Raw genomic sequence first — 11962 nt, 5'->3', positions numbered from 1 at the left:
AGATCCACCACCCTTGCCCCCTTTTTGCTTTTCCTTTTTTTTGACAATCTTCGGGGGTGTGGTGGCGATAATATTGCCCACCACCGGTTTTACCCGGCCGAAAATAATCTGGCGCGGCACCCCAGCCTTGCTGGTCTGCAGTTTGATCTTGTCGAACTTGCGCCCCTGAATGGTGGTCTTGCCGAAAATCAGGTTGCCCATGGCGAGTACACCTCCACCAGCAAGCGGCGCCAGCGCGCATCCAATACATGCTCTCTGCAATCCTGATCGGCGTGGGCATGGATCAAACTAAAATCACCCGGGGCGCCAAGAAAGTAATCCCCTAAAAAACCCACATGGCTGGGGTCGCTGCGCTGTGGAGATTTAAATACGGCAATATCCCCCGGCTGCCATAAATCCTCGGCAATCGGCTCACCGAAACGCGCGCGCAATTTGCGGCGCACGCCGTCTTTCCAGGGTTCGCGGCCGTAATGTTTTTCATCTTCGATTTCCAGGCCGGCGGCGCGCAGGCTGAGCAAGATCATGCCCACGCAATCCACCGCCCAAGCGGTGCGGCCCCGGTGCCGCCAGCGCACGCCAGCAGCCACCAGGCCTCGCGCAAAGGCCAGTGTGTCGATTCTTTGTTGTTGCATTAGTGTTGCTGCTGGCTGGTGCCGTTGGAATTAAACGAGGAGCCACCACCGGTGCTACCGGGCACACCGGCGCCGGGGGTATCGCTGGCCTGACCAATCGGAATTAAGTTTTCGCCTTTAAAATCCAGGTGATTGCCGTACACATCGCGGCACACTGAAAAGGTCTTGTCGCAGTCCGGGCGGATCTCCAGTTGATCGCCGTTTTCCACGGCAAAGGGCAGCGGTTCGATTTGAGTGATTTGCCCTGTTGCCGTGTCCACCGCCTCCACCTGATACAGGCGCGAACTGACGTTATTGCCCGTTTTCCAACGCACCCGCCAGCGTTTGGCGGCGGTGGGCAGGCTGGCAATATCATCCACCACATAGGTAACTTTGGGCTCATCCCCAGAGACGGCGGTGACGGTGGCAGACTGCCACAGGGGCTCCGCATTCACACCGCAACCGGTTTGCGAATTGGCCGGTGTGCCAAAAATCGCGCGGCAAGTAACGGAGTCCACATGGCCGATACTCTGCCGCAGGCGCATGGCGTAGCTGAGTAATTCCGGCATAAATACAGTGTTGCGCGCGGAGCGCACCTCGCCCACATCATCGCCATCCAATAACAGCGCACCCATGGATAGATCGCGGTAATTCACCAGAACCATGGCCCACTCCGCTCCATCCAATTCGCCGCGCTCGGCCATCTCGACGGTGATGCCGGGCACGTCGGTACTATACAGCGAATAGCCTTCGGCGTTGTCCACATCGAAACTGGTATCACTGGCGATAATGCTGGAATCGAAACCGTTCTGGGCGTAATAGGTGAGCCCTTCGAATTCGACATCACGGTCGAGGGTGGTAGCACCAAACTGGCGGCCATCGGCCAGAGTAATTTTTAATAAGCGGCACAGCGTGGTGACGCCGCTGTCCAGATGGGCTTGCAGTGCTGGGGGAATGGTTCTCACAGGCGAATCTCCAGCAGTTCCACATTGCCATTCAGTACCGGCATCCGCTGGTGGCGATTGTCGATACTGAAACCGATCTCATCGTCCTCAAAGCGCACCGGAACATCGAATTCCCCGCTCCAAGTAATTTCCGCACCGTTATCGGCACTGAGCTGCACTTGGCCCGTGGTGTAGTCGATACTGTGAGCCACCGGATTGCCATCGGCAAAAATGGTTACCCGGCCAATCACCGGTTTTACAATTTTGCGCTGATAGGAAAAGGCACCGAATATATATTTTTTTACTAGCTGGTAGCTCTCGCTATTGCCGCTGCCAAAGCCAATCACTTCCCGCTCTGCTTCAAAATCACTGGCGTCTTTAAAACGAAAACCAATCAGTGCACCCATGCAAGCGTGATGGGCGGCGATTACGATTTGATTGTCTGCATAATCCAGGTTTTTAAACAGCACCGAGTAACGGCCCAGCGGGCGCTCCCACTCCGCATTGCGGCGCTCTACACCGCTGCGCAATGCTTTAATTTCGGTTTTATAGCGGTGGCCGTATTCGGAACCGTAGGCCACTTTTTCCAGCAGACGACTTTCATTAAACATTAAGAGACGAGCCTCCTGCGGTTAATCCGTTGTTTGCGTTCACTCTCGCGAGCGAGCTGTGTGGCAGTGCGATTATTCACCGTGCCATCGACGCGAATATTCTGTGTCATGGAAACCGGGCGGCTGTAATCCCCTGCACCACCACCGCTGTGCATATCCGCCTGAATCATGGCCAGGGTGCGGTCCAGTTTTGCGCTGGTTTCCGAGGTGGTCACCCGCTCGCCTTTTTGCAGCAGCCAGGTACCGTCCTCCGGTACGGCGTCAATACCGTCGTGGGCCATACCGGTAATTTTTGCCGCAGCTAAGCCTCCGGTAACATAGACCGCACCCGCCGCCGCAGCACCCAGCACCGGGCCCACATAGGGAATAGAAGCCATCGCGTTATAAGCGCCCATGGCGGTGTCCTGGGTGTTGGCAATCACGCTCTGCAGAGCATTGCGCTTTTTCTCATCCAATAGAGCCCCGCCGATGGAAAGGGCCGCGCGCATATAGGCAGCCTCTTCGCCCTCCATGCCTGAGTAATAATCCGAGGCCACTTGCATCAATAAACTGTAGCCATCCAGCTGCTGCTGACGGCGCAGGTCTTCATTGGCCTGGGTGATTTCGGTGAGGCGCTCCTCATACTGCTGCCGCAGGGATAATTCCTCCTCATCCCAGGTGGCATTGAGATCGGCGCGCTCGCTGCGGAATTGCTCCAGCATTTGCAGCTGGGTGGAATACCAGTCTTCCAGCTCTGTGCGGGCGGATTCGATATCCTCACCGCTATCGAGGCCGCCCAGGGTTGGGCCATCTTCGGTGGCGGCGTCGGCGATACGGCCGAGAGTGCTAGCCCGCTGCTCTTCGGTCAGGCCGGCCATGGCATCCACTATGGCCAGGCGCTCGCGCATCTGATCGGTGAGCACTTCTTCGTCGGTGCGCAGATCTCTTAAAAGACCGGCATAGGCTTCCTGATTGCGCTGCAGGGCCTGGGCTTCTTCCTTGGCGGTTTTAAATTCGGTGCCGAGTTCTTCGATCACTTCGTTAAAAATCAACCAGTGGTTTACAGGCGGCAACAGTTCGCCGTCTACAACCTTGGCCACTGCTGTGACTTCTTTTTCCAGATCGGCAATCACTGCCCTGAAATCATCGCCCAGCAAATCGCCAAAGTCGGTCTTTGTCGATGTACCAAAGAATACATCCCGCTGCTTCTGCAACGCTGCCAGTTTTTCGCGCAGGTCATCGACTGAAGTGCCCTGGTGAATATATTCCCCGGTGGCCAAGCGAATACCGCTGAGCAGCTTGCCATCACCGATCACGCCGCTATTGATGGTTGCGCTCAACTGCTCCAGCGAACGATCCAGCTTCAAGATTTCCGGCTCACCGTGGATCATGCGGGCGACGGATTTACCCACCTCTTGGGTAAATTTCACCAACTCAACCATGGCGGAAGCTGCCGCCGAACCCACATTAATCAGTGCAGTGGTGAGCGCGGAAAAAGCGGCTTGCGTTTTTTCGTTCTGAATCAGTTCGGTCAGGTCTTTGATGGCTGGCAGTGCGCCGGTGACCACCTCTTTTTCAAAGACGTCCAGTGCGCCTTTTAATTCATCCAGATTTTCGCGCACTTCCCCCAGCTGCTGCAGATCCAGATCCTACAGCACCGCGCCCACATCCTGCGCCTCATCACCGAGCCGATTTAATTCGCTGGCATTGTTGCGCAGAAGCGGCAGCAACAAAGTGGTATCACTGGCAATGGCCTCCATGTAAAAGGTCATTTCATTCTGGCTGAGATTGGCCCTTTCCAAGCTCTTTACATAGAGCCCCAGCACATCGCGGCCAGAGAGGTGGCGAAACTCCTCCGCCGTTACCCCCCACCTGTGGGGCAATATTGTCGAAGAAATCTTTTAATGGACCGCCGCCGTTTTGCAGGAAATCCCCGACTTTATCGGAGGTATCCTTAAGAATATCCGCGACCTTATCTTGCTCAACGCCGTAGCGCTGCGCGGCGTAGGTCATGCGTTGGAATTACTCGGTGCTGGTATTGGCCACTGCAGAGAGGTTTTCAATCTCGCCGGATTGTTCCACCACGCGCGCAGTCATTACCGCTAGGCCGCCGGCGGCGGCAACCGTACCCGCAGCAAAGGCCTTGCTTACGGCAGAGACGCTGCGCCTTACCGTGCGCTCCCACTTCTCTGTATTCTTCTCAGCTTTTCCCAAGCCCTTTTCAAAGCCACCAGTTTTAGCAACCAGATCAACGCTCAATGCACCCAGGTTTTTTTTAGACATAGCGATCCACAGGCCCCTAGTGCCAGCTTTTCATCGCCTCTTGCAGCGATAGCTCTGGCTCTTCCTCATGGGGTATAAAGTCGGTGATTTTTACGGGATTGCCTTTGCCACGGTGAGCATTGGCGTAGAGGGTGGCGAGTAGCGCCGTTGATCTTTCGATACGCATCCCAGGATGCAGGGAGCCGCGTTTTTTGCGGTAGAGCGCCCAGCGCTGGACCTCTTCATAGCTGAGCCGCTGCTGGGCCTCGGCGATGGTGCAGCCGCCCATGCCATTCAGCACCAGCTCATGCCAGAGTTCGTCTAGTTCGCTGAGCTGGGCGTCTTTCCCAGATTATTAACCGCGCCGATTTCCAGCAGCAGGGCCTGGGTCAGATTCGCATTGAGCGGACCACGCTCCGGGTCTGCCTCGCTGGAAATATCCTTGGCGGTAAATACCGACTTGCCCTCGGCATCGACAATACACGCAGCGATCCGACCCGCGATCACATCCCCCTCACCACGCATAGCCGCCACATCACTGATGGCGCTGTAATAAGAGAGGCGGCGTATATAAACAGTCGCCGACAACTCCTGTTCGCCCTGCTTCCAGGTAATGGAGCTTCACAGGAGCGCCGGAAAAAGCCCCCTGATGCTGCAGGGATTCAATGGATAATTCCATGATTAACCTCTTAAGTTGAAGACTTAACAGTCCAGGCTGAACCGCCGCTGCGCTGGATCGACATTTCACCATTGACCAAACTGTTCTGCTGGAAATCAAAAGGGAAGTCAGCCACATAGCCCTCAAAGGTGAACCAGGTGCGGGTTGTCGGTAAATCAAACTCTTTGGTTACAGAAACCGTGGGCGCCTCGGTGCCATCACTCCAGCCCACCGCCCATTTCATATTGTCCACGGTGTCATCTTGGGACAGCTCATGCAGGCGTTTATGGACCGCATTTCTCGGATCAATTTTGAGACCTACCGACGCCTGCCCCGGTGTACGCAGGCCCCGTTTGAATTTTTTATCCAAATCCTCCAAGGAGGTATCGTCGAGCTGATCCGCCGGGTTGCTACCGGGGTTAAAAGAATTCAGCCCGGTCACTTTCTTCACAGAGTCATCTGCCGGGTCGATAAAATAGATATTGGTGCCCTGAGCCAATTGAGACATAGGGGTTCTCCAGTCGCTTTAGTAGAAATGAAAGTCCGACGCAGGGGTGCGTCATTCAGTGGAATATTGGGCGATATAGGTCAGGCCTACTTCACCCAGTGGGTGATCCTGATCCAGGGCGAAATCGGTTTGTGAGAGCGCAAAAATTTCACAGGCACCCCCCAGGGTTCGATCCTGCAGGACACTCTCAACATCCTCGGAAGCCCTATCCAGCAGCTCATAGATATCCCCCCGGCTGTGCACCACCGCCGAAACGACAAGATCCAGTTGGCGAGTAGTACCTGAGAGTTCCTGTTCTGTTTGTTCTGTAGCAAAGCCCACAAGAATTGCCGGCAGCTTTTCCCGTTCAATGCCTTCAGTGGTTCCCGCTGAGGGAAAGTTGTAACCGGATAGGGTTTTCAGCTTGTTTAGGGCGGCATCGCGGATGGTGATGCGTTGGGTCATTTGGGATCGCTCCAGGAATTTTGGGCATAAAAAAACCCGCGAATGCGGGTTTGGCATATTCGATACAGCAGAATCCTTTACACTCCATATTATCTATGGATGGACTTATAAACCCCAGGGAGTCAAGATTAAAAAAATTAAAGGTGAAGAAATGCTTTCTAGGCCTGAATCTATTCAGGTTAGAACCACTTGCTACGGCAATACTCGCTCGGTACGGTATCGCTGATGCCCGTTAGCTTCAGCAACAATTGCCATTTATTGAGCACTGAGAACTTGTGCACTATTAAAGGATGAGCAAGTTTATTTCTCTTGCTATCCCCTTCTCATTTTTTATTTAGTAAAGGGGAATAACTATTCTGAAACAGGGGACACTTACTTATCCAAGCGCCCCTAAGTCACCTTTCCCAATTAATCAGAGGCGACTACTATTCTGACATAGGGGGTTCATGACCACAAGCCGAATGCTGCGGACAAGCAGCTGCGTAACTTGCGACGCTTAAAGCGCTAAATGCAAGCACAACACAAAGTAACAGTTTATTTGCTTTCATTTTATCTACATTCCTTATAAATTTTTCTAAAATAATTCAAACAAATACAGCTCGCACATATTATCCTGCCCCCTTAAAACCATCAAGCCCTGCACCTCAAAATATAAATCAAACTGGTAGGATTTATAAAGCCAAGCGTACCACTTAACTGCCCGCACTTGGCACTGAGGTATGTACTCAAGACATGTTAGGACTTTAAGATTATTTAGACCGGCATCTCGGATGAGGATGTGCTGGGTCACTGGGTAGTACTCCAGGTATTTTGGGCATAAAAAAACCCGCTGGTGCGGGTTTTTACTTATTACGTGAAAGAGCCTTTTCTACATTTACCTTTTAAAATTCTAAGAACTTATAAGTTGGATATAATTATTTTATTTACATAAAACCTTTAGCAACTCTTCAGAGCAGGGTGGTCAATGTATTTATTCTTAAGGAACATAATCGAGATCACCATTCTTCTTTATCTGTATATCTTCAATTGAATTGAATTTTGCAATCATTTTTTTCGATGAAAGAAATGAATGGACTTCACCAGTGATCTGTACGGCATACTTCTTTGAATGAGCCCCAACGATCTCATTATAAATCTCTTTCGCAACGTCAAAGGTTATACCAACCTCTCTATTTTTATATTTTGTTTTTAACTTGGCACGACCATCTTCATCTTTATAACTTCTATGGAGATCTTCGATATTTCCTACTAAAGTAACTGATGCCTCTTTGCTTCTATTCTTAAGAAGTTCACCTAGAGTTCTAATTTTTGTAGAACTCTTCGAACTCAAAAAAACCGGTTTCTTGTATCTTTCATCAATATTTTCTTTTGGCGACCATTCGAAAGTAAGCTCTAAATCCCTATGGGATTTCACACCAAACAACTTGAGTAGCGAGTCACATACCGTATTGGTAATCCCTTTTGATGTAAGTTCGTGAAGTTCAAATTCATCAAACTTGGATTCATCAACATTTAACTCACAATCATCAAGAAACTCTGATATGAATCTGACCTTATCAAATGTTTTTTCATTGATTAATCTTCCTAGGGATTTTCCTTGGTCAAACATCCCAGATACTTCACTGTCCCCAATTTCATATAACGGTGAATCTAGACTGATGATGTAACTTCCTACTTGGGTCTGCCCCATCATAACTTCACTTTTGAACGCGGATATGTGTTTCTGCTTGTCTTTAAACTTATGCAAGCAGCGTGCACTATCTTTCAATAGATCAAACGTAGATGAATACAGATCAATACCCTCGTTAAAAGGTATACGACCTTTACTCACATCTCCCGCAACCACACGTACAAGCATACGGTCAAAAGTAGGAGATATAATTTTTCGTATTAGCTCCTCATAACTAAGGCTTTCTTTCGAGCATAATTGTGATAATGCGTCATCAACCAACGTCCGAAAGCGCTTATGCCCCTCATTGACTGGCAGAGTAATTTCATACATCGAGAGGCCAGGGAAAACCCAAATTTCAAACGACTCTCCTAAAGTATCTACCTTTAACCAACCTTTCGAAGTTAGGTAGTGCTCTAAGTCAGCAAGCGAAACATCCTCCATAGAAATCATAAGGCTCTGCCTCGCTCACTCAGGTTCTTCAATAAGTCAATTAATGTGACATTATTAAACGGCTGAGAAAATGGAACTTCTACGCTTATGGTACTCTTATTTGGAACCTCGGGCTCGCCTACGAGGCTAGTCCAGTAACCTGAAAATCTAAGCTGAGATGAAATCGGATTCCACTGAACCCATTCATTACTCGCCACGGGACAAAAAACAACAATCAGTATTTTAGGTAGATCGTCAGTTTCTCGAAGATCGTTGTAATTCTTGATCGATAGTGGGTACCTAATACTTTGCATTTTCGAATCAAAATACTCGAATCGAGATGTACATTTTAGTTGCGCAAGAACTCTTGGCCTCTTCCACTTACCCAAAAAACCGGAGCCAATCAATTCAATATCAATGCTTTCATTATCTGTTCGCATTTCACTATAGTTAACACCCGCAGCAGCGCACATAGCCTTCACATAAGCATAACTATACTGCTCTTTTGCAGCAGTTATATCCAACCCCCCCTGTGTTGCTGGGGGCAGGGTTGGTTGATACTCCTTCATCAAATTTTTTAGCATAATAATTCGATAAAAACCTTACTACTACAAAGCGCGACCTAAAGCCATAATGGTTAACTCAAAAGCAGCACCTTTATATCACCCTCCTCTATATTCCTAAACTACTTGCGCTTCATACTGCAGGAAAAAATTATGTGAATCGTACAGTTATCCATAGTTGGTACAAAAGTGAGAAAAATAGAACACAGAATAGCTTATTAAATACACAGAATCTTTACTCTTCCGCCTAACTTTGGGCTCCCTTTGAAAGTCGATAAATTTCTAATTTGTACAAATGGATAGATTAAGCTGGGTTGATCTTTTTTATTAAATCAAACTTCTTCGTATGTTTTTATTCCACGGGCATCTCCAACAGTCGAAGACTCTTATAAGCGCTATTCTGATCACATTCCAAAACTGACGATCAGTAGATGTACCATCTATCTACCTGTCCAATTGGAGCCGCCAAACAACCCCATTATCCGACAGTCGCTTGTGCACCGTATAATCCAAACCACCAAGGGTGATTAGAGTTGTAGCCTCTACTTCATTGACCAGTAGGACCAACTCGATGCGCTGCAAACAAGAGACTTTCCGCCGCCTCAATCACTACTGGAAGTTGACCTCCCCGTCAATGGTTGCAAAATCTACTTATTATTACCCTGGGTATTCATTATTGCTTCAAACAGCTTTACTCTTCTTTGCCACTGAAGACTATTCACACCAAGACTCTTAGCGTACATATCTTTTGCCTTTAGATGGAATCCCATCGCTTCATCCATTTTGTTTTTGCGTGCAAGTATACGAGCAATTCCTGCTAAGTCAGCAGCTATAAACGAAAGTCGTGCATCTTCAATTTTTAATTTTCTCTCTAAGGAGCTCCTATACAACAATTCCGAACGCTCATAATTCTCCAATAATTCCTCAGTTCTTGCCAGGTTACTTTCTATTAAAGATATATCACCATCATCCGATGGTTCCTGTGTACTCAAAATTTCGTAGGCTTGAGTTAATAAAACTCTAGCTTCATCAGGTTTATTATTTAGATTCATTGCGGACGCCAAGTTATTCATCTGTATCGCAAGCCAATCAGGACTAACTGAAGAGTCCTTCCTCATTTCATTTAATGCTTTTTGATGGTAGTTTTCAGCCAGCACGAACTCCCCATGATTTTGGTGCTTTGCAGCAACTTTAATAGTATTTAGATATGCTCTTTGGGAAGGAACCTGGGAACAACCAACCATTAATACTGTTACAACCAGGAAAAGCCTGAAAAATTTCATGAGGAGCACCTAAATTTCATATTGATTTGTATTTCTAGATTTTCTCCTGAATTCATCAGGATAAAAAGCTTTATTAGCTGACCCATTAAGCAAAATAACTAAATTGGTTGATGGGCAATTTAAATTCTTTCCTTTATACACCTTATGTGACTATGGCGATTTATACAAATATTTAACCTACCACCTGCACCCGCCTCACAATCCCACCATCCTCCAATAAAGTACTCACCTGGTACTCTTTACCAGCGTGGTAAATCAGATCCCCCACGCTATGGGTCCCAACCTCACCGACCAGTAAGCTAAACTCAATTCGGGGTATCCGCACACGTCCCTCATCTTCGAACTCGTCAATCTCCTGCTCAAAAATCACCTTGCAATCAATTGGCTCAGCACCGCTACCATCGGTGTAGGTAGCGGGCTTACCCCATTTACGAAACGCGCGCTCTGCGGCTCTCTGATCCAGATCCATGGATCACCTAGGCCTTTACCGTGCCAGGTACGCCGGTAAATTTCACCGCTAGGCTGGTAACGCCATCACCGGCAGCCTGGTAGTACCGGTGATATCACCGGTTGCGGCTGCTGCAGCGCTATCGTCAGAGGTGCGCAGCTTGGCCTCTGACCGATTTAAGCGAATGGGATACGACGTAAAATCAGTACAGCAAATGATGGCGCATACTGATGAGCGTGTCACACAAGCTTATCAGGCGGGACACGGCATCGATTATGAGGAGATTAGTATTTACCTAGATGAAAAAGCTATTGGAAGGGATTTTTATTAATATACCCCGAACAACTAAATCGGCAACTGCCACTGAATTACCATCAACACCCCTAGATAATTTTAGGACAAAACCACTCTATTCACTCATGCTCTTCATGAAGAAAGAATCATAAATATTGCATAAGACGCAAGAACACTGGGGAAAACAAAATCAAAAAATAGACACCTTAAATTTTGCGCAGCAAGAAAAAATCTATACCTCCGGTCAAAAATTTTTATTGGGACTAAAATATTATCTGATGTGACCGCTCTGCGAATTACTCCAATTGAGCGATTTAAGGAATCCCAATGTAATTTATTGGCGTGAAGCTTAGCAGGAATATTTATGACATCTCTTGGTAATTCAGCACCTTCTCTTCTAGGCCCATCAATTATCTCTCTAATTTCTCTTTCACTCTCAATAGCTGAAGATACATGTTCGCCTATAGAACCAACCTTTCCTGCCTGTGTCGACCACCAGTGGTAGAGCGAGGCGTTACGAGGGTCCGATGGATAAGTTTCCTCATAAGCATCTAGAGAAGTCTGTCTTAGTCTATAAGCCGCTTTAATACCAGTTACACGAACCTCCCACTCCTGAAAGGCCTCGTATATATTCCACAAAAAATTAACCAAAAATAAAGAATGATAATTAGCAACCCGTTATAAATAAGGTCACTACTCAAATCTGTGAACTTTAACCCGAAAAAAGAGGACTTAGGATCTATTTTTATACCACCCAAGGTCATAAATAAGGATATAAAACTAACCAATACAACATTAGACCTGACTTTCTTAACTGAATCTTGAAGCTCAACCAAGACCGACTCTTGGAAAACCTTTGAGATGCGCTCGTTATAATTACTCATTGCTCAGACTCTCTCCTTAGAATCAATAACGTCGGCAAAAGATACAAACCTTTCCTGCTTCAGAGCGAGAGAAATTCATCTATGGAACAACTAATAAACGAATATGGGCAGGAATTTCAGACGAAAAAAAAGGACCTGAAGGCCCTTTTTCTTTCTTGCGAGTTTTTGTTCACGTTTTTGTCCGCCGGATAAGAGGTCGTGACCCTCTTCTCGCAACCCCTTGATAGGCAAGGGAAATTTGGTGGAGCTAAGCGGGATCGAACCGCTGACCTCAACACTGCCAGTGTTGCGCTCTCCCAGCTGAGCTATAGCCCCAAATCTTTTTTGCTTAACGTTTCCGTTGAAAGCGAGGCGCATTTTAGCAAGGTTTAG

At 48.0% G+C, this 11962-nt stretch carries 17 protein-coding genes and 1 tRNA gene; 1 reads left to right on the top strand and 17 read right to left on the bottom strand.

What is annotated here, in order from left to right:
* Positions 1-188 precede the first annotated feature (188 nt).
* The 15 genes from ACJJID_RS01440 to ACJJID_RS01370 all read right to left on the bottom strand — a co-directional run bounded on the left by ACJJID_RS01440 (position 189) and on the right by ACJJID_RS01370 (position 10433).
* Positions 189-632 (bottom strand): NlpC/P60 family protein, encoded by a 444-nt coding sequence (locus tag ACJJID_RS01440; RefSeq protein ID WP_444921165.1) that lies wholly within the window; start codon positions 630-632, stop codon positions 189-191.
* Complete coding sequence (locus tag ACJJID_RS01435; protein WP_444921164.1) at positions 632-1576, bottom strand: DUF2163 domain-containing protein; 945 nt, start codon at positions 1574-1576, stop codon at positions 632-634. Before ACJJID_RS01435 ends, ACJJID_RS01440 begins: the two co-directional genes overlap by 1 nt.
* The gene (locus tag ACJJID_RS01430; protein ID WP_444921163.1) at positions 1573-2166 is read right to left on the bottom strand and encodes a DUF2460 domain-containing protein; all 594 of its coding nucleotides are present in this window, start codon (positions 2164-2166) and stop codon (positions 1573-1575) included. The genes ACJJID_RS01435 and ACJJID_RS01430 overlap by 4 nt, the downstream gene beginning before the upstream one ends.
* Positions 2166-3767 carry a hypothetical protein gene (locus ACJJID_RS01425; protein WP_444921162.1) on the bottom strand — a complete coding sequence of 534 codons (1602 nt, stop codon included), beginning with the start codon at positions 3765-3767 and terminating at the stop codon, positions 2166-2168. Before ACJJID_RS01425 ends, ACJJID_RS01430 begins: the two co-directional genes overlap by 1 nt.
* A 27-nt stretch (positions 3768-3794) precedes the next feature.
* Positions 3795-3917, bottom strand: coding sequence for a hypothetical protein (locus tag ACJJID_RS01420; RefSeq protein WP_444921161.1), 123 nt, complete (start codon positions 3915-3917; stop codon positions 3795-3797).
* Position 3918: 1 nt separating this feature from the next.
* Positions 3919-4158, bottom strand: a complete 240-nt coding sequence (locus ACJJID_RS01415) for a hypothetical protein (protein ID WP_444921160.1) — start codon at positions 4156-4158, stop codon at positions 3919-3921.
* A gap of 9 nt (positions 4159-4167) precedes the next feature.
* On the bottom strand, positions 4168-4428 hold the full coding sequence (locus ACJJID_RS01410; RefSeq protein WP_444921159.1) for a hypothetical protein: 261 nt from the start codon (positions 4426-4428) through the stop codon (positions 4168-4170).
* A gap of 16 nt (positions 4429-4444) precedes the next feature.
* A complete protein-coding gene (locus ACJJID_RS01405; protein WP_444921158.1) occupies positions 4445-4708 on the bottom strand; it encodes a phage tail assembly protein T in 264 nt (87 codons plus the stop codon).
* A gap of 20 nt (positions 4709-4728) precedes the next feature.
* The gene (locus tag ACJJID_RS01400) at positions 4729-5022 is read right to left on the bottom strand and encodes a phage tail assembly chaperone family protein, TAC (protein ID WP_444922591.1); all 294 of its coding nucleotides are present in this window, start codon (positions 5020-5022) and stop codon (positions 4729-4731) included.
* Positions 5023-5096: 74 nt separating this feature from the next.
* Positions 5097-5573, bottom strand: a complete 477-nt coding sequence (locus tag ACJJID_RS01395) for a phage tail tube protein (RefSeq protein WP_444921157.1) — start codon at positions 5571-5573, stop codon at positions 5097-5099.
* A 51-nt stretch (positions 5574-5624) separates the two neighbouring features.
* A complete protein-coding gene (locus ACJJID_RS01390; RefSeq protein ID WP_444921156.1) occupies positions 5625-6017 on the bottom strand; it encodes a hypothetical protein in 393 nt (130 codons plus the stop codon).
* A 976-nt stretch (positions 6018-6993) separates the two neighbouring features.
* Positions 6994-8139, bottom strand: a complete 1146-nt coding sequence (locus ACJJID_RS01385) for a hypothetical protein (RefSeq protein WP_444921155.1) — start codon at positions 8137-8139, stop codon at positions 6994-6996.
* Positions 8136-8702: a DUF4365 domain-containing protein gene (locus ACJJID_RS01380; protein WP_444921154.1), complete on the bottom strand. Its 567-nt coding sequence runs from the start codon at positions 8700-8702 to the stop codon at positions 8136-8138. Before ACJJID_RS01380 ends, ACJJID_RS01385 begins: the two co-directional genes overlap by 4 nt.
* 626 nt (positions 8703-9328) lie before the next feature.
* A complete protein-coding gene (locus ACJJID_RS01375) occupies positions 9329-9964 on the bottom strand; it encodes a tetratricopeptide repeat protein (protein ID WP_444921153.1) in 636 nt (211 codons plus the stop codon).
* A gap of 172 nt (positions 9965-10136) precedes the next feature.
* Positions 10137-10433 (bottom strand): head-tail joining protein, encoded by a 297-nt coding sequence (locus tag ACJJID_RS01370; protein WP_444921152.1) that lies wholly within the window; start codon positions 10431-10433, stop codon positions 10137-10139.
* 139 nt (positions 10434-10572) lie between these two features.
* Between ACJJID_RS01370 and ACJJID_RS01365 the strand changes: the two genes are divergently transcribed.
* Positions 10573-10743 (top strand): hypothetical protein, encoded by a 171-nt coding sequence (locus tag ACJJID_RS01365; protein ID WP_444921151.1) that lies wholly within the window; start codon positions 10573-10575, stop codon positions 10741-10743.
* A gap of 95 nt (positions 10744-10838) precedes the next feature.
* On the opposite strand, the gene ACJJID_RS01360 is transcribed toward ACJJID_RS01365, so the two are convergent.
* Both ACJJID_RS01360 and ACJJID_RS01355 read right to left on the bottom strand, forming a co-directional pair.
* Entirely contained in the window at positions 10839-11345 is a 507-nt protein-coding gene (locus ACJJID_RS01360; protein ID WP_444921150.1) for a hypothetical protein, read from the bottom strand.
* Positions 11346-11829: 484 nt separating this feature from the next.
* A tRNA-Ala gene (locus ACJJID_RS01355) sits at positions 11830-11905 on the bottom strand.
* Positions 11906-11962 lie beyond the last annotated feature (57 nt).

It is taken from the genome of Microbulbifer sp. CnH-101-G, assembly GCF_052466775.1.
The sequence above is the reverse complement of the archived record's forward strand: the minus strand, read 5'-3'. Positions and strand labels throughout refer to the sequence as shown.

What these genes read in the sequence shown, in the direction of transcription:
- ACJJID_RS01430 (WP_444921163.1), bottom strand. Translation starts at nt 2,166, where the DNA reads ATGTTTAATGAAAGTCGTCTGCTGGAAAAAGTGGCCTACGGTTCCGAA.
- ACJJID_RS01420 (WP_444921161.1), bottom strand. Translation starts at nt 3,917, where the DNA reads ATGACCTTTTACATGGAGGCCATTGCCAGTGATACCACTTTGTTGCTG.
- ACJJID_RS01380 (WP_444921154.1), bottom strand. Translation starts at nt 8,702, where the DNA reads ATGCTAAAAAATTTGATGAAGGAGTATCAACCAACCCTGCCCCCAGCA.
- ACJJID_RS01410 (WP_444921159.1), bottom strand. Translation starts at nt 4,428, where the DNA reads ATGTCTAAAAAAAACCTGGGTGCATTGAGCGTTGATCTGGTTGCTAAA.
- ACJJID_RS01370 (WP_444921152.1), bottom strand. Translation starts at nt 10,433, where the DNA reads ATGGATCTGGATCAGAGAGCCGCAGAGCGCGCGTTTCGTAAATGGGGT.
- ACJJID_RS01395 (WP_444921157.1), bottom strand. Translation starts at nt 5,573, where the DNA reads ATGTCTCAATTGGCTCAGGGCACCAATATCTATTTTATCGACCCGGCA.
- ACJJID_RS01375 (WP_444921153.1), bottom strand. Translation starts at nt 9,964, where the DNA reads ATGAAATTTTTCAGGCTTTTCCTGGTTGTAACAGTATTAATGGTTGGT.
- ACJJID_RS01385 (WP_444921155.1), bottom strand. Translation starts at nt 8,139, where the DNA reads ATGATTTCTATGGAGGATGTTTCGCTTGCTGACTTAGAGCACTACCTA.
- ACJJID_RS01390 (WP_444921156.1), bottom strand. Translation starts at nt 6,017, where the DNA reads ATGACCCAACGCATCACCATCCGCGATGCCGCCCTAAACAAGCTGAAA.
- ACJJID_RS01415 (WP_444921160.1), bottom strand. Translation starts at nt 4,158, where the DNA reads ATGACCTACGCCGCGCAGCGCTACGGCGTTGAGCAAGATAAGGTCGCG.
- ACJJID_RS01440 (WP_444921165.1), bottom strand. Translation starts at nt 632, where the DNA reads ATGCAACAACAAAGAATCGACACACTGGCCTTTGCGCGAGGCCTGGTG.